The sequence below is a fragment of the Arthrobacter sp. YD2 genome, from assembly GCF_030410475.1.
Taxonomy (GTDB): domain Bacteria; phylum Actinomycetota; class Actinomycetes; order Actinomycetales; family Micrococcaceae; genus Arthrobacter_B; species Arthrobacter_B zhangbolii.
This window is the reverse complement of record NZ_JAUHHB010000001.1, coordinates 165,120-180,339: the sequence shown is the minus strand read 5'-3', so window position 1 is coordinate 180,339 and position 15,220 is coordinate 165,120. Positions and strand designations below refer to the sequence as shown.

Annotated in this window: 19 protein-coding genes, 1 tRNA gene and 1 pseudogene; 12 read left to right on the top strand and 9 right to left on the bottom strand. The window is 63.9% G+C overall.

The features are described from left to right. The first annotated feature begins 365 nt into the window (after nt 1-365). Nucleotides 366-448, top strand: a tRNA-Leu gene (locus QWJ37_RS00945). Between the two features lie 258 nt (nt 449-706). Here the strand turns inward: QWJ37_RS00945 and QWJ37_RS00940 are convergent. Next, complete coding sequence (locus QWJ37_RS00940) at nt 707-1,114, bottom strand: DUF5997 family protein (RefSeq protein ID WP_227903140.1); 408 nt, start codon at nt 1,112-1,114, stop codon at nt 707-709. A gap of 52 nt (nt 1,115-1,166) precedes the next feature. On the opposite strand from QWJ37_RS00940, the gene QWJ37_RS00935 reads away from it, so the two are divergent. Both QWJ37_RS00935 and QWJ37_RS00930 read left to right on the top strand, forming a co-directional pair. Beyond that, the gene (locus QWJ37_RS00935; RefSeq protein WP_227903141.1) at nt 1,167-1,928 is read left to right on the top strand and encodes a LysR family transcriptional regulator substrate-binding protein; all 762 of its coding nucleotides are present in this window, start codon (nt 1,167-1,169) and stop codon (nt 1,926-1,928) included. A 59-nt stretch (nt 1,929-1,987) separates the two neighbouring features. Further along, nucleotides 1,988-2,365, top strand: coding sequence for a VOC family protein (locus QWJ37_RS00930; protein WP_227903142.1), 378 nt, complete (start codon nt 1,988-1,990; stop codon nt 2,363-2,365). Nucleotides 2,366-2,393: 28 nt separating this feature from the next. Here QWJ37_RS00930 and QWJ37_RS00925 read toward each other — a convergent pair whose 3' ends face one another. Further along, nucleotides 2,394-3,170: a metal-dependent hydrolase gene (locus tag QWJ37_RS00925; RefSeq protein WP_227903143.1), complete on the bottom strand. Its 777-nt coding sequence runs from the start codon at nt 3,168-3,170 to the stop codon at nt 2,394-2,396. A gap of 118 nt (nt 3,171-3,288) precedes the next feature. Continuing rightward, complete coding sequence (locus tag QWJ37_RS00920; protein ID WP_227903144.1) at nt 3,289-3,807, bottom strand: gluconokinase; 519 nt, start codon at nt 3,805-3,807, stop codon at nt 3,289-3,291. Nucleotides 3,808-3,929: 122 nt separating this feature from the next. On the opposite strand from QWJ37_RS00920, the gene QWJ37_RS00915 reads away from it, so the two are divergent. After that, the gene (locus QWJ37_RS00915) at nt 3,930-4,646 is read left to right on the top strand and encodes an FCD domain-containing protein (protein WP_227903145.1); all 717 of its coding nucleotides are present in this window, start codon (nt 3,930-3,932) and stop codon (nt 4,644-4,646) included. A gap of 58 nt (nt 4,647-4,704) precedes the next feature. Here QWJ37_RS00915 and QWJ37_RS00910 read toward each other — a convergent pair whose 3' ends face one another. Next, the gene (locus QWJ37_RS00910; RefSeq protein ID WP_227903146.1) at nt 4,705-5,202 is read right to left on the bottom strand and encodes a DNA starvation/stationary phase protection protein; all 498 of its coding nucleotides are present in this window, start codon (nt 5,200-5,202) and stop codon (nt 4,705-4,707) included. Nucleotides 5,203-5,475: 273 nt separating this feature from the next. Here QWJ37_RS00910 and QWJ37_RS00905 point away from each other — a divergent pair. Beyond that, nucleotides 5,476-5,922: pseudogene (locus QWJ37_RS00905) on the top strand (SRPBCC family protein); the annotation flags it as partial. A 256-nt stretch (nt 5,923-6,178) separates the two neighbouring features. Here the strand turns inward: QWJ37_RS00905 and QWJ37_RS00900 are convergent. Further along, entirely contained in the window at nt 6,179-7,663 is a 1,485-nt protein-coding gene (locus QWJ37_RS00900; RefSeq protein WP_290243400.1) for an FAD-dependent oxidoreductase, read from the bottom strand. Between the two features lie 326 nt (nt 7,664-7,989). Between QWJ37_RS00900 and QWJ37_RS00895 the strand changes: the two genes are divergently transcribed. The 3 genes from QWJ37_RS00895 to QWJ37_RS00885 all read left to right on the top strand — a co-directional run bounded on the left by QWJ37_RS00895 (nt 7,990) and on the right by QWJ37_RS00885 (nt 9,410). Then, complete coding sequence (locus QWJ37_RS00895; RefSeq protein WP_227903261.1) at nt 7,990-8,442, top strand: DUF4383 domain-containing protein; 453 nt, start codon at nt 7,990-7,992, stop codon at nt 8,440-8,442. Nucleotides 8,443-8,545: 103 nt separating this feature from the next. Continuing rightward, nucleotides 8,546-9,115 (top strand): isochorismatase family cysteine hydrolase, encoded by a 570-nt coding sequence (locus QWJ37_RS00890; RefSeq protein WP_227928113.1) that lies wholly within the window; start codon nt 8,546-8,548, stop codon nt 9,113-9,115. Between the two features lie 55 nt (nt 9,116-9,170). After that, complete coding sequence (locus QWJ37_RS00885; protein WP_227928111.1) at nt 9,171-9,410, top strand: DUF2630 family protein; 240 nt, start codon at nt 9,171-9,173, stop codon at nt 9,408-9,410. A gap of 9 nt (nt 9,411-9,419) precedes the next feature. Here the strand turns inward: QWJ37_RS00885 and QWJ37_RS00880 are convergent, their stop codons facing one another. The 3 genes from QWJ37_RS00880 to QWJ37_RS00870 are packed head-to-tail and all read right to left on the bottom strand — an operon-like array spanning nt 9,420 to nt 11,581. Next, on the bottom strand, nt 9,420-9,722 hold the full coding sequence (locus QWJ37_RS00880) for a hypothetical protein (RefSeq protein ID WP_227903150.1): 303 nt from the start codon (nt 9,720-9,722) through the stop codon (nt 9,420-9,422). A 5-nt stretch (nt 9,723-9,727) separates the two neighbouring features. Next, entirely contained in the window at nt 9,728-10,630 is a 903-nt protein-coding gene (locus QWJ37_RS00875; RefSeq protein WP_227903151.1) for a Ku protein, read from the bottom strand. Between the two features lie 15 nt (nt 10,631-10,645). Then, nucleotides 10,646-11,581, bottom strand: coding sequence for a hypothetical protein (locus QWJ37_RS00870; RefSeq protein WP_227903152.1), 936 nt, complete (start codon nt 11,579-11,581; stop codon nt 10,646-10,648). A 178-nt stretch (nt 11,582-11,759) separates the two neighbouring features. Between QWJ37_RS00870 and soxR the strand changes: the two genes are divergently transcribed. From soxR to QWJ37_RS00850, 4 genes are all read left to right on the top strand, one after another. Continuing rightward, nucleotides 11,760-12,308 carry a redox-sensitive transcriptional activator SoxR gene (gene soxR / locus QWJ37_RS00865; RefSeq protein WP_290243392.1) on the top strand — a complete coding sequence of 183 codons (549 nt, stop codon included), beginning with the start codon at nt 11,760-11,762 and terminating at the stop codon, nt 12,306-12,308. A gap of 82 nt (nt 12,309-12,390) precedes the next feature. Continuing rightward, nucleotides 12,391-12,909 (top strand): flavin reductase family protein, encoded by a 519-nt coding sequence (locus QWJ37_RS00860; RefSeq protein ID WP_227903153.1) that lies wholly within the window; start codon nt 12,391-12,393, stop codon nt 12,907-12,909. Between the two features lie 111 nt (nt 12,910-13,020). Further along, nucleotides 13,021-13,239 (top strand): PLDc N-terminal domain-containing protein, encoded by a 219-nt coding sequence (locus tag QWJ37_RS00855; RefSeq protein ID WP_227903154.1) that lies wholly within the window; start codon nt 13,021-13,023, stop codon nt 13,237-13,239. A 2-nt stretch (nt 13,240-13,241) separates the two neighbouring features. Then, nucleotides 13,242-13,910: a pentapeptide repeat-containing protein gene (locus QWJ37_RS00850; protein ID WP_290243388.1), complete on the top strand. Its 669-nt coding sequence runs from the start codon at nt 13,242-13,244 to the stop codon at nt 13,908-13,910. Here QWJ37_RS00850 and QWJ37_RS00845 read toward each other — a convergent pair. Continuing rightward, nucleotides 13,907-15,145: an Ig-like domain-containing protein gene (locus QWJ37_RS00845; RefSeq protein ID WP_290243385.1), complete on the bottom strand. Its 1,239-nt coding sequence runs from the start codon at nt 15,143-15,145 to the stop codon at nt 13,907-13,909. The genes QWJ37_RS00850 and QWJ37_RS00845 overlap by 4 nt on opposite strands. Nucleotides 15,146-15,220: the final 75 nt, after the last annotated feature.

The window sequence follows — 15,220 nt, the reverse complement described above, 5'->3', positions numbered from 1 at the left end:
GGGCGGAATGGTGCACCGGGACTGGGCTTGGGACCGGTTCCGGTGGTTCACAGGTACATACGTCCACTTCGATACTACTGGCGCACGCTGAAAAATGTCTTACCGCAGCCCCGGCAGCGGCGGCCCGTCAAGCCCCGGAGGTGGTTTTCGTACCCCGCACCGCCAATGTGTTCCCCCGCCTTCACCGGCAGGCCGAACGTGCTCTTTTCCCGGAACGACGGGGTTTTTGGCGGCTTCACCAGGCCGTTTAGGTGTTTCGGCAAATTGCCGGTATGCTTGATTCTGCTGTTCCCGAGGAAACGCGACGGGGATGTCTTAGATCATCTGAGATTGTCCGCACACCGTTGCCTTGGGAAACCATTTATGCGCGAGTGGCGGAACGGCAGACGCGCTGGCTTCAGGTGCCAGTGTCCGAAAGGGCGTGGGGGTTCAAATCCCCCCTCGCGCACAAGTACTAAAGAATGACCCCGGCTTAGCGGCCGGGGTCATTTTTTATGTCCTGACACGACCGGCAGCAGCCGGCCGCAGACGCGCATCCCGGCCGCAGGCACAGGATCCGGCCACAGCCCGGCAGTAGACAGCAGTAGGCATTGGACCCCGGCGGGATCACCCCGGAGGGCCCGCGGTTCAGGCGGGCCCTCCTCGATCCGGGGCGCGAAACGGGCCGGGACGGCGGCCGCAGGAGTCCTGCGGAGCCGGCGGACGACTAGGCTTCGTCGGCCTGGGCAGTGCGGGGGGCTTTCTTTGCCTGGGCTTCCTTGACCCGCTGTGCCTCGGCGCGGACGGCGGCGAAACTCGCGCGCTCCTCCACCAGCCAGGCCGGGGGCTCAGCCAGCAGTGCCTTGATTTCCTCGGTGGTCAGCGGCTCGGTAATCCCGGAGCGGGTCAGGCCGCCGATGGAGATGTTCAGCTTCTGGGCAACCACCGGGCGCGGGTGCGGGCCGGTACGGCGGAGTTCAGTGAGCCATTCGGGCGGATTGGACTGCAGTTCATCAAACCGGGCCCGTGAAATAGGCCCGTCCTGGAAGTCCTGCGGCGCTGCGGGCAGGTAGATGCCCAGTTTCTTGGCTGCCGTGGCAGGTTTCATGGATTGGGAGGATTTCTCGGAGGTCATATTCCAAGGGTATCCGCCGCCGGAGGCAGGGCCGGTGGGCTAAGGTGTTCTGATGCCCACAGACACTTCAGCTCCCCATGACGGGCCGGCCCCGCGGCCGCTGACCGTGGCCTACGTTCCGGGTGTCACGCCGGGCAAATGGATTACCCGCTGGCGTGAACGCCACGAGACCGAACTGCGGACCTTCCAATGCGAGGAGGGCGCCGCTCTCGAGGAACTGGCGTCCGGGCGTGCTGATCTGGCATTTGTCCGGCTCGCCCCGGAGGGGTTCGTCCGTCCGGACGGAATGAACCTGATTCCCCTATATGAGGAGCAGCCGGTGGCTGCGGCGTCGAAGGATCACCCGATCGCGGCGTTTGATGAGATTGACCTCGCGGACCTGGACGGCGAAGCCCTCCTGGACGCGGATGAAATGGGCGGCGCCGCCGTCGCACTGGAAGTAGCGGGATCCGGCGCCGGCGTGGTTCTGCTGCCCATGTCCGTGGCCAGGCTGTATTCACGCAAGGATGTAGTGGCCCGGCCGGTAAGCGGCGTGCCGGCAACCCGAATCGGTATCGCCTGGCTTCAGGACCGGGACGGCGCCGACGTCGAAGAGTTCATTGGAGTGGTCCGCGGCCGCACCGCCAACAGCTCCCGCCAGCCCTCGGTCCTCGCGGAGCAGAAGTCCACCGCCCGGCAGCGGACCAAGGCCCGCCAGTCCCGCAGCGAGGCAAAGCCGGCGGCCCGGTCCGGCGGCGCGGGCAAAGCGAAGGGGTCCGGCAAGGCAGCCGGCAAGGGCAGCGGCAGGAACGGCAAGCCCCGCCGCAGCCGGTGAGTTGCGGCGGCGATTCCCGCTGTGCTGACGGCTCCGGGTTTCAGGGGTAGTCTTTCGCGATGCGTATCAAGATGAGCAGTATCCATGTGCTGGACCCGGAGCGGGCCTATGAGTTCTATACCGGGACGCTGGGCCTGGAACCGCTGATGGCCATGCCGGAGTACAACCTGTTCATTGTGTGCTCGGCGGAGGAGCCCGGCGGACCGGGTCTCCTGCTTGAACCCAGCGACAACCCCGTGGCCGAGGCATACCGGTCCGGGCTTTATGCCCAGCAACTCCCGGTCCTTGTGCTCGGCGTTCCCGATGTACGGGCGGAATATGACCGGTTGAAGGCGCTGGGGGTCGAATTCCTGGGCGAGCCCACCATCGATGCGATGGGATCCCAGGCTGTTTTCGACGACGGCTGCGGCAACTATATCCAGCTGCACCAGGACTGAACGGCCCGGTCCTGCCGGAAACCGGCGCCTAGGCGTAGGGGGACCACCCTGTGAGCGCGGTGAGCGCTGCGACAGTTACGCCGAAAATGGCATACACGGTGACCGGCACCATCAGTGCCCATTCCCGCCAGGAGCCGGCCGCACCGATCAGCGGAATCGAAAAGCAGCCGCTGCTGCGCCAGAGCTTGTTGACCACGGGGAAGCGTGCCAGGGACCGCGGACGCTTGATGTGGATGGGCCACAACACCATCACGCCCTGATGTGTCAGGAGGTCCCCCAGGATATGGACGCCGACGCCGAGGCCCACCGCCACGGGCAGCCAATCATTGTTCTCGGGTGCGTAAATGGCGATAAACGCCGAAAACACCAGGGCCAGGAACCAGCTTCGACCCGGCCCGCCGGCAATCTTCAGGGCCTTGAAAGCGAATCCCATCAGGAGTACTGACAGAATTCCGGCACCCACGGCGACGGAACCGAAGACGGGTACCTCGGCAGTGAAGGTTCCCAGGGCAGTGGCCAGCACCACGAAGACGGCCAGTCCGAGGAGAGAATGTGTGCCCCGGCGGTGCCCGCCGCTGACCGTCTCCGTGATGCGCGCCAGGATCCTGGTCACCGGCGGAAGGGAATGGGCGATGGTGCCGCTGTGATGGTCCAGATCCGGCAGCAGTGCTGCTCCGGCAGTCAGCAGGGCACCGGTAACAACGCCCAGCGGTGTGACCGGGTACCAGCCCAGGGCGTGCGGTGCGGTGGAGGCTACGGCAACCCAGGCCGCGGCGCCGCTAGCGGCGTGGTGACCACCCATCATGGTGTGAGAATTCCTTCCAAAGGGCGGTGCCGGCGCCGAATATCTTTTAAGCAGCTATCCATTTTTCCATGGAAAGCGGCACAGTCCGTCCAACGGTGAGGGGCAGGGCGGGTAGCCTTCAGGCGGGCTGGAATCCCAGGTGCTGCAGCACGGCGTTCACAATTTCCCCGGGGGCGGAGCTGATATCCAGGCGAAGACCGTCTTCATCCGATGAAAGGGGTTCCAGGGTGCTTAACTGCGAGGGCAGGAGGGAGGGCGGCATGAAGTGACCGCTGCGGGTTTTCATCCGCTCTGCCAGCAGATCACCGGAGCCGTCGAGGTGGACGAAGGTGACCCGGCCCGGGGCCTGCGCCAAGATGTTGCGGTAACTGCGCTTGAGCGCCGAACAGGTGACAATGGTGCAGCGTCCGTTACCGGCCTGGGTGCCCATCCAGTCACGGATCGCGTAGAGCCACGGCCAGCGGTCATCATCATCCAGGGGCGTGCCCGAGGACATTTTTGCAATGTTGACGGCGGGGTGAAACTCGTCAGCTTCCGCGGCAATCCAGCCCAGCCGTTTGGAGAGCATATTGGCAATGGTGGTTTTGCCGGAACCGGAAACACCCATAATGACGAGATGCTGATCAATGGAGGACATTTCCATCTCCTTGAAGGACGCCGTTGTCACAGGTCCGGCGTAATGGCCGAAAAATAATTAGACACAAAGGTATCACCAAAGGCATCATGAATTGCGCGCCATAAGTACGGGAAAAGAGGGACATGGTCGAGGTCGATGCCGCGGATATCGGTCCGCCCGCCGCTGTCCTGAATGAACGGATTACCGAGACGCTGGGACAGGACATTGCCTCCGGCCTGCTTCGGCCGGGGGACCGGCTGACCTTGGATGGACTGCAGCAGGAATTCGGTGTTTCCCGCACCGTGGTGCGGGACTGCATGCGGACCCTCGAATCGATGAACCTCGTATATTCCAAACGGCGTATAGGAATTGTGGTGCAGGAACCGGAGCGGTGGAATGTTTTCGACCCGCGCATCATCCGGTGGCGCCTTGCCGGTCCGGGCAGAAACACGCAGTTCCGTACGCTGACCGAATTGAGGGTGGGCGTGGAGCCCGTGGCCGCGGCGGGTGCGGCGCGCCATGCGGGCACAGCTGAGCGGGCCCGCATCGTAGAGCTGGCCGGTCGGATGCGGAGACAGGGTGAAGCAGGGGAGCTGGAAGCATTCCTGCAGACGGATATAGAATTCCACACCCTGCTGCTTCGGGTCTGCGGAAACGATATGTTCGCCTCACTGCAGGATGTGGTGGCGGCGGTGCTGACCGGTCGCACCAGGCAGGGGCTGATGCCAACATGTCCCCGGAAGGAAGCCCTGGAGGGACACGAGCTGGTGGCAGCTGCAGTGGCGGCCGGGGACAGCGGTGCCGCACTGGCGCATATGAGCGCCCTGCTGGAAGAAGTCCGTCGGGCCGTCACCAACTGAGCGCCGCACGGCCGGCGTGCTTCGGAAAGCGGACGCCGGCCGTGAACGGAAGCTGCTGCTAGCGGGTGGCTTCCTGATTGCTGTCTTCGGGGTTGACCACGTCCGCGGTGGCGGAAATGTTTTCTGCATCCACCATCCACGCGTACTGCTCAAGCTTGGCAATAAAGCCGTGCAGGATGTCAGCGGTGGTGGGATCTTCCTCATCCACCTGGTCATGGACCTTGCGCATGGTCCCGACTACGCCTTCCAGCATGGCCACCACATGGGTGACGGTGTCGCGGGTGTCCACCAGTCCGGCAGGGAAGGGCGGAAGGCTGGTGCCTTCGGCAACGGCCACGCTGCGGCCGTCAGGAACAGCCCGCAGCGCACGCATCCGCTCGGCCAGTTCATCAGCGAAAAGCCGTGCATCGTCAATAATCTCGTCAAGCTGCAGGTGCAGGTCGCGGAAATTCTTGCCCACCACGTTCCAGTGCGCCTGCTTGCCCTGCAGATGCAGTTCAATCATGTCCACAAGCACAGCCTGCAGGTTGGTGGCCAGTTCTTCTGATGCCTTCATGTTTTCCTCCAAGGTTGACGAAAAATGAGAACCCGATAAACCGTCCGAAAGCAGGGTGTCAGGCGTTCCCTTCACCCGCCGACGGGCGGCTTTCCTCCTTCAGCGTATCCCCGGTCCGATGTCCGGACCACACAGAAACGGTTCCGGCGGGTATCACTGTAAGCAACCTTACTTCCGGTTGATCCGGGTTGTCCTCCTGTGTACGGTGAGGACATCAGGGCCGGTGGTAAACGGCCCGTCCAGATGCAGGATTCGCACTATCGGAGGGACAGTATGACCACCGTAGAAGAGTCAATTGATGTAGCAGTTCCGGTGACAACGGCCTATAACCAGTGGACGCAGTTCGAATCATTTCCGCATTTTATGAGCGGCGTCGTCTCGATTGCCCAGCTCACGGATACCACCAACCACTGGGTGACGAAGGTCGGTGGAGTCGAGCGGGAGTTCGACACCGAAATCACTGAGCAGCATCCGGATGAGCGGGTGGCCTGGAAGAGCACCGATGGCACCACCCACGCCGGCGTCGTGACCTTCCACCGGCTGTCCGAAACGGACACTCGGGTGACGGTGCAGCTGGACTGGGCCCCGGAGACCTTCGTGGAGAAAATCGGTTCCGTTGTAGGTGCTGATGACCGCCAGGTGAAGGCGGACCTGAAGCGGTTCAAGGAGTTTATGGAAAGCCGCGGCTCCGAGACCGGTTCCTGGCGCGGGGATGTCGACGCTCCGGGCAACGCCGCCACCGGCGCGGGCGGCAGCACACCCACGTCCACAAACACCGCAGGGCTGGCAGCAGCCCCGGCAGCGGACCCGGCCCTGGATGATCCGGAATCCGGCGGACCGCGGGCCGGTTTGTAGCCTGGACCGCCTGTAGCGCGGACTGCCGCAAAAGTACCTGCGCAAACGGAACTGCGGATGCCTTCGGGCATCCGCAGTTCCGTTTTAACCGGCGCAGCGCCGACTGCGGACCGGGCGCAGCCTAGGCCCGGTCAAGGTCCTTGACGGCCGGCCCTTCCAGCAGCGAGCCGGTGGCGGAGAAGCGCGAGCCGTGGAGCGGACAGTCCCAGGACTGCTCGGCATCGTTCCAGTTCAGGACACCCTTCAGGTGCGGGCAGATGGCAGATACCCGGCTGGTGGTGCCGTTGACCGTGCACGTGCCCACCGGTTTGCCGTTTTCCCTGGATACCACGCCCTGCCCTTCCGGCGGGGCTTCCTCAGTGCTCCGGGCCAGGCCTGACGCCCAGCCGGTGAGCATCTCCAGGCCCACCTCCGCGTTATCCCGCAGCGTCGAGGCAGCATCGAGGGGAGCCACCCGAGGCTTGTACAGTTCGCGGGCCCAGGGGTTCTCGCCGCCGAGGATTTCGGCGCTCAGCGCCAGGGCGGCGGCGACACCGTTGGTCATGCCCCACTTGTTGTAGCCGGTGGCAGCGTAGATGTTGGTTCCCATCAGGGGCAGCTGCCCCACATAGGGAAGGCTGCCGGCCGGTGCATAATCCTGGGCGGACCAGGCAAAACTGGCGGCAGTGCCCACCTCAAAGTTGTCCACGGTCCAGCCGACCAGGTCATCCACCAGTTCCTGCGTGTGTTTTTTCCGTCCCACGGTGTGCCCGTTGCCGCCGGCCAGCAGGTATGAAATGCCCTCCGCCTCGGCGGTGCGCAGGGACCGGGTCGGTGAATCCACGGACAGGTACATGCCCTGCGGCACGTCACCGGTCACGGGCAGGGCCGCAGCATAGGACCTTTCAGGCTTCAGTACCGAAAAGTACCCGCCGCGGTCCAGGATGGGGATGCCGGTGGCCAGTACCAGGTTTCGTGCGGATACCTCCCCGTCACCGGTCAGGACCTTGATGCCCAAGCCGTCCTCGTGGCGGGCTCCGGTCACGCGCACTCCTTCGGCCAGGATGCCGCCGTGGTCCCGGAAGTCCTTCGCCAGTCCGGCCAGCACCGTCAGGGGGTGGAGCTGTGCCTGATCACGCAGTCTCAGGGCGCCCGTGACGGGGAACGGCAGTTCTGTTTCCGTGCTGAATTCGACGTCCAGCCCGGCAGCGGTGGCCGCCTCCTGCTCCTTGCGCAGGCTCCTGAGTCCCTGGGCGGTGGTGGCATAGCTGTAGGCGTCGCGGACCTCGTAGCTGATCCCGTTTTCGTCGCAGAAGCGAAGCAGCCAGCTTTGGCCCTGCCGGTTGGCCTCGACGTACTGCCGCGCAATCCCGGCATTGTGGTGGGAGGTAATGCTGGAAAGCTGCGTCCCCTGCAGCAGTGAAAGCTTGGCGGTGGTATTGCCCGTGGTGACGGCCCCCACGGACCGTGCTTCCAGCACGGCCACCCGTTGTCCGCTGCGGGCCAGCAGCGCAGCGGTGGTGAGTCCGGTCAGGCCGGCACCCACGACCACTGAGTCATAGGATGCGCCGGGTTCGAAGGAGTCGCTGGGGATATGGGGTGCACTGCTGAGCCAAAGAGATAACACGTCAGCCTTCCCGCCGGATGGATGCGGCGATACGGGCGCCGGAACGGACAAAGATCCTGTCGCTGATGAACCTGCTCCGGCCGGAACCGGAACCGGCACCTGCGGCCGGTATCGGGCTAAAACTCATTCGTTCCCCCTCAGGGTCCTTGGAAAGTCAGTATGCTTCCCACCTTGCCCCAATTGTGCAAGAGTTTAAAGTCCCTGATCACCTAATCCTCCCGGCCCGGCCTCCGGTTCCGCGGAGCAGAGGAGTCATCATGGCCTACCCCAGTTACAGTTCTTCAGGCGGCCTTTCCGCCCGTCGGACCAGCGCCCAGATAGCCGCAATGGTTTTCGGAATTGTTTTCCTGCTCATTGGCGTCCTGGGGTTCATCCCCGGGATCACAGCGAATTACAACGCACTATATTTCTCCGGCTATGAATCCGAAGCGGTTCTGCTGGGCGTCTTCCAGGTCTCAGTGCTGCACAACGTGGTCCACATGCTGCTGGGCTTTGCCGGCCTGGCCATGGCCAGGACCAATTCCTCCGCCCGCCTTTACCTGGTGGGTGCGGGCATCCTGTACGCCGTCCTCTTCATTTACGGCCTGCTGATTCCGCTGGATTCAAGTGCGAACTTCGTCCCGTTCAACACGGCCGATAACTGGCTCCACGTGGTTCTGGCCGTCGTAATGATCCTGCTCGGGCTCATTCTTGGACGGGACACCGAACGGCGTCCCTCGGCTGGCGGGGGACCCTCGCGCAGCAGCGGAAACCCCGGGGAGGGCTCCATCCCGAACTAGAGCCGGCTGCACCTTGTATTTGACCGCCGGTGCCTCACTGCTGGCACACTGGGTTCCCTAACTCTGTCCAGCCCGGACAGTCCGTGAAGGAAGGAACCCGGTTGTGTCAGCCGCACTGATGGTCATTGACATGCAGAATGCCTATTTCGAAAGCCCCGCTCTGCAACAGCATCAGGAACGCCTGGTGGAGAAGACCAACGAGCTGATCCGCGAGGCCAAAGCCGCCGGAGTTCCGGTGCTGATGGTGTGCACCGAACATGAACGGGACAAGTCCACCTGGACGCTCAGCATGCTCGACGACGATCAGGGATTCATCTTCAGCGGCAGTAAGCAGGCGGACTTCGTTCCCGGCCTGGAGTGGAATGACCTGCCCCGGCTGGTGAAGACCAGGGACAGCGCATTCATCGGTACCGATGTACTGCTGCGGCTGAGGAACTGGAACGTTGAAACCCTGATCCTGGCCGGCGTTGCGACGCACAACTGTGTTGCCCAGACAGCCGCAGACGCGTTCGCGAACAACTTCCGCGTCCGGTTTGCGCGCGAGGCGCTGGCCTCGACCGACAGCGAGTACGAGGAGACCATTCTCAGAATGCTTTCGGATGAATACCGCCAGCCGGTGCAGAGCTCGGCCGAACTCAAGGACTTTCTGCACAGCTGCAGCTCGCAGGGATGACCTTCCGCCGTGCCGGGTGCTGGTAACCCCGGTCCGGCACGGTTAACGTTGGGGCATGGACGCACAGGACATTCAGCACCGGATCCAGGAACTCGTTACGCAGGAGCAATCCCTGCGGGATACGGACCCGGCAGCTGCACCGGAAAAACATGCGGAAGAGCTGCGCCGGGTTGAGGAACAGCTGGACCAGTGCTGGGATCTGCTGAGGCAGCGCCGGGCCAAGCTGGATGCCGGGCAGAATCCTGATGAGGCACAGCCCCGGCCGATCAGCGAAGTCGAAGGCTACCGCCAGTAGCCGGCCGGGCTAGGCCCCCGCCGCCTTCCCCTGAGCTGACTTCTCTCCGTTCTCCGGCCTGGCCGTGATTTGGCTCAGCAGTGTTGCTGCGCCGATGCTGCGCCGGAATCCGCTTTCACCGCGGAAGGTTTCGCCCAGGGCCCACAGCAGCAGGCAGGCCTTGCTGAGCGTCTTCAGCTGGTCCGCACGCCGCGGCGTCAACGCCATCATGGAGGCGAGGCCGAAGACACCCCAGCCGATGATGGGTGCATTGGGCACCTCGATAACCGTCTGCCTGCCGAACTGATCCGTGAAGAAGTTGCGTGATGCCATAGGACTCAGGCGCCTTTCCTGGTTTTGGCGGTGCTCTTGGAACTGGCTGTTTTGGACTTGGCCGGAGCCTTTTTGGTGCTCCCGCCCTTGGAACCGGCCGACTTTGAGTCCGCACCGCTCTTTTTGTCCCGGTTTTTCTCCACACTGCGCCGCAGTGCTTCCATCAGGTCCAGGACCTTCCCGCCCTCGTCTTCGGATTCCGCGCCGAATGTCTCTTCGGTATCCAGGGATTCGCCCTGTTCGAGCTTGGCGTCGATGAGCGTCTTGAGCTGTTCCTGATAGTCGTCAGTGAACTCAGAGGGATCAAAGTCCGAGCTGAAGGAATCCACGAGTGCCGAGGACATCTCCAGTTCCTTGGCGGAAATCCGTACTTTTTCATCCAGCGACGGGAAGGACGCTTCCCGCACTTCGTCCTCCCAGAGCAGGGTCTGCAGGGTCAGGACGTCCCCGCGCACGCGCAGGGCGCCTAGCCGGCTCTTCTGCCGCAGCGAGAACTGCACAATGGCGGTGCGGTCGGTGTCCTCCAGGGTCCGGCGCAGCAGCACATAGGACTTGGTGGATTTCGAATCAGGTTCCAGATAATACGTACGGTCGAACAGGATCGGGTCCACCTGGTCGCTGGGAACGAATTCCACGACGTCGATCTCCCGGCTTCGTTCAACCGGCAGGGAAGCCAGGTCCTCATCCGTGAGGACCACCGTCTGCTCGCCGTCGTCGTACGCCTTGGCTATGTCCTTGTACTCAACGACTTCGCCGCAGATCTCGCACCGGCGCTGATAGCGGATGCGCCCGCCGTCCTTGCCGTGCACCTGGTGAAGGCTGACGTCGTGGTCCTCGGTGGCGGAATAAACCTTGACCGGTACGTTAACCAGCCCAAAGGCAATAGCGCCTTTCCAGATCGCTCTCATGTAGACCAGTGAACACTAAACTCCGGTGCCGTTGCCAGAGCCCGGTTTCCCTGATTCCGTCTCCTGCAGGTGTTCCCAGAGGAGCCGGTAAACCCTCGGGTCGGAAAAATATGCCTGGTGCGACTCGGGAAACGGCTTACCCGACTGCACCTCGCTGTCGGTGATCCTGCCCATCCGCCCCGCGAAAACACGTTCGGCGCAGAAAGCGAACAGGTCACGCTCGTCCCAGAAGTTCAGCCAGGGTGCTGCGGGAGCGTTGCCCCCGCGTCCCGGCCCAAGGTATGCGAGGGCATCAAGCTGGTAGAACCATGGGGCAGGTGAACCGAGCGTGACCAGCAGGTCCACCCGGCTGCCGGTGAAGTCCGGCGAACTCAGCAGGTCAACGGCCGCCACGGACCCCAGACTGTGCGCGAACAGGACCACCGGGGCATCCTGGTCGGTACTGCCCAGGGCATCCGCCAGGACGGTGCGGGCGCCCTCTCCCTGCCGCAGATAATAGGCGACCTTGCTGAAGAAGTCTCCGGCTGCGTCGGTCAGGCGGATCCGATGCCGGACGGCGGCGTCTGTCACCACACCCAGGACCAGATCCTGCAGCGTCTCGCCCAGCCGCGCGGCCTCCGGCACGGACGGGACGGCCCCGGCCACGGAGGCCTGGCGAACCGGGTCCGCGGTGCTGACATCGGCCCCGAACAGGGCCAGGGCCAAAGATGCGTCCGAAAGGGCAGGCGGGTCCTCCGCCGAGTACCGTTCCGGCAGGGCGGGAACACCGCTCACGTTCTCGGCCGCGGCAGCGGCCCACTCAATGGTTTGGACCGACCAGCCGGAGAGCCCGGGAACTGTGTTCACCTGTTCCCGGACCTGGTCTGAGAGCGCCGGGTTGGGCCGGCCGGTACCCGGCAGGAAGAGCAGTGTTCCGGGTTTCTCCTGCGGGCCGAGCGGTACACCTTCCATCGGGGCCTCCTCTGCGCTCCGGCGCGGCTGGGGAAAATCACTACGGACACTTTCACACGCCCGCACGCTGACCGCCAGTACCTACGACGACGGCGGTTTACGCCCGGGCGTCCGGGGGCCGGGGCGCCCGCGGAATGCGCCCGCGGGATAATGGGGTGCAGCGAGGGAAGGGGCAGGTGTGGATACCAGAGCAGCAGGGACACCGTCCGGCGGCCCGGAGCCTCAGGGAACGTCGCCTGAGCAGAGGGATCACGGCGACCACGGCGAGGCGGCGACTGATGAGCTGACGGCCGGGCGCTCGGAGCTGTCAGTGGGGCAGGTAGCGCAGCGCAGCGGTGTCAGCGTCTCCGCGCTGCATTTCTATGAGCGTCAGGGCCTGCTTTCCAGCCGCCGGACCCAGGGAAACCAGCGCCGGTTTGACCGCTCCGTGCTGCGGCGGGTCGCTGTGATCCGCGCAGCGCAACAGGCAGGCATCCCGCTGGCCGTCATCAGCCGCGCCTTTGACGAACTGCCGCCGGACGGAGTGCCGGACCAGGCCGACTGGCAGCGCCTCTCCGCAGCATGGCGGCAGGAACTGGATTCCCGTATCCGGCACCTGCAGGCGCTGCGTGACCGTCTGGGCGGCTGTATCGGGTGCGGCTGCCTGTCACTGGCCGAATGCCGGTTTGTGAATCCCGATGACGCCTCGGCGGATTCCGGCACCGGTGCACGTGCCTTTGACGTCTAATCGCGGATTTGACCTCAACAATGGTTGAGGTTTTACCGTTGGAACATACCCTCAACGGGCTGGTCTGCGGAAGGACTCATTAATGGCGCACAATACTGCTCTGTGCGAGCGGGATGTAACGGAAGCATTCAAGGACGCCTTCCGGGCACATCCTGCGGGGGTGGCAATCATCACGGCCAACGGCAGCAGTGGACCGGTGGGCCTGACGGCGTCCTCGGTCTCCTCGGTATCGGCTGAACCGCCCATTCTTTCCTTCTCCCTGGCCTCCATGCACGGAACGGCAGGTGCCATCGCCGGCGCCGGAACCGTAGTAGTGCACCTGCTGGGTGCGGACAATGCCGAGCTGGCCGGGATCTTCGCCCGGCAGGGCGCTGACCGGTTCGGTTCCGCGAGGATCCGGACGCTTCCCGGCGGAGAACCCCTGCTCGAAGACGCGCCCGTGGCGCTGCTCTGCCGGATCGACGGCCGGGTGCCCGTGGGCGGATCCATTCTGATTGCCGCATCCGTCCTGTCGATTCTCCCGGGCAGCACGGGACAGGACCCGCTGGTTTACCACAACCGCACCTTCCACCGGCTGGGCGAGCACTCGGCACTGGGCTAAGGTTCTCCAGCCCGGACCCGCGCCGCCCTCCGGCTGTGAAAACAGGGGATAATCGGGGGAGAACCGGTGGCAGGAAGCCGTCCGGCGAAGGACCCGAAAGAGGACGCAGCAATGGCCAAAAAGAAGTTCAAGGACCTGAGCACGGGACAAAAGAGGGGACTCGGAGTCCTGACAGGCCTGCAGTTCCTGCTTGCCGGCGCTGCCCTCCGGGATATCCGGCGGCGGCCCGCCACCCTGATCCGCGGCAGCCGCACACTGTGGATGCTGGCCTGCGGCATCAACTTTGCCGGTCCCATTGCCTATTTCCTCTTCGGCCGGCGCACGGCCTAGGCATGGCGCGCAGATCCCCAGGAGCCGGAACCAAAGCGCCGGTGCTGGATCCGGTACGCCTGCCTGAACTGGCCAGCGGCACCGGTGTTCCTGTGGGCGGCCATCAGGAGGCCGTGGCATATGCCGATGAATCATTTGCCGGCCTGGAACTGCGCGGTGCGGTTTTTTCCGAATGCAGCCTCACCGGGGTTTCACTGGATGGTGCGGACCTCGCGGCTGCCCGATTCCTGGAATCCCGGCTGGAAAACCTTTACGCTCCGGTATTCCATGCCTCCCGGACCACCTTCCGTGATGTGGAAATCACCAATCCCCGGCTTGGATCTGCCGAGCTGTATGGCGGGACCTGGAACTCCGTCCGGGTGGACGGCGGCAAAATCGACTTCCTGAATCTGCGCGGATGCACGCTTAACAACGTGCTTTTCACCAACACCATCATCGGTGAACTGGACCTGGACGGGGCACGGCTGAACCGGGTCGCCTTCCGCGACTGCCGGATCGATTCCCTGCTGCTGGGCGCAGGCGGCTCGGCGGTGGACGCTGACCTGCGCGGAACTGAATTCCGCAGCATTACCGGCCTTCCCGCGCTCAAGGGCTTCACCATCGACGAGGAACAGTTGCTGCTCCTTGCCCCCTTATTGGCTGCCCAGCTGGGACTGCGGGTGCAGTCCTAGGGCTGTCCGGCGTACTGGTCCCACGGGACGTTCCAGTCACCGAAGCCGTCATCCACGGAAACCGGTCCGGCTTCGGTGTTCAGCACCTGCACCACGTCGCCCGGCTCGAAGGTGTCATAGAAGTACTTGGCGCCCTCAGCAGACATACCAACGCAACCATGGGACACATTGATCCGGCCCAGGGCGCCCACTGCACCGTCGAGGGCCTGATGGACAAACACGCCGCTGTTGGTCAGCCGGCTGGCCCAGGAAGCATCGAAGGGCTCGTAGTAATCCGGATCACCGGGCTTCAACCCGATGCTTTCGGCCCGGAAAGGCAGCTTCTCATGCTGGCTCACCACTACCTGGTATCCGGAAGGGGAAGGCCAGGTGGGTTCGCCGAGCGTCACGGGGAACGTCCGCACCAGCTGCCCGTCAATGAAAACCTGCATGGTCTTGGTGGCATTATCAACCACGGCCAGACGGGTGTTGTGGGTATTGAACGTCCGGGTCTCGTTGAAGTTGCCGATCATTCCGTTGCCAAAGTCCACCCCGAAAAGCTGCATATCCACCGTGATGGCACTATTCGGTGCCCAGAAGGCCTCCGGACGGTACCGCACCTTGTTGTCGGTGATCCAGTGGAAGGCTCCGGTCTGTCCGGAGGTGCTGGTGATCTTGATAGCCTGCTCCACCGCGTCCTTGTTGGTGACCGGCTCGCTGAAATTGATTTCGATCGGCTGGCCAACGCCTACTACTGAGGCGTTCTGCGGGTACATAAACGCGTTGGCTTCATTGGCAGGTTTCACCGTTTCGAAGGTCTGTGACCGGGTGCTTTCCTTGCCGGCCTGGTCGATCAGCACCACGTCCATGGCGTATTTGGCGTTGAACACCAGCGGTTCATCGGCGGTCCAGGTGGCCGCATCAGCGGAGAGGACACCGTCCACGGTTTCTCCGCCGGTCTCGGGCTTCAGACTGACCTTCTTGATGGTGGCGTTGGTTGCCGTCACGGTGGGCATGGACGCCGGGTTCACTTCCACGGCTCCGTCTGCGGGCGTGGTGGTGATGGATACCGGGGCCGCGGAAACGGACGGAGTGGCCGAGGCCGTGGCCGTGGCGGGCTGATCGCCGGCTGAGGGCCCGACCATCCCGGTGGCGAACGCCGCACCTATGCCGCCGCCCACCACGAGTACACCCGCAACAACGGCGGCGATGATCCACTTACGGCTCTTTTTGTCCTGGCCTGCGTTGTCCTGCACTGCGACGGTCCCCTCAAAGTACAAGCCGTCAGCACCTTCGAAATCCCTCTTCGAAAACCGGCGGCGTCATCCAGG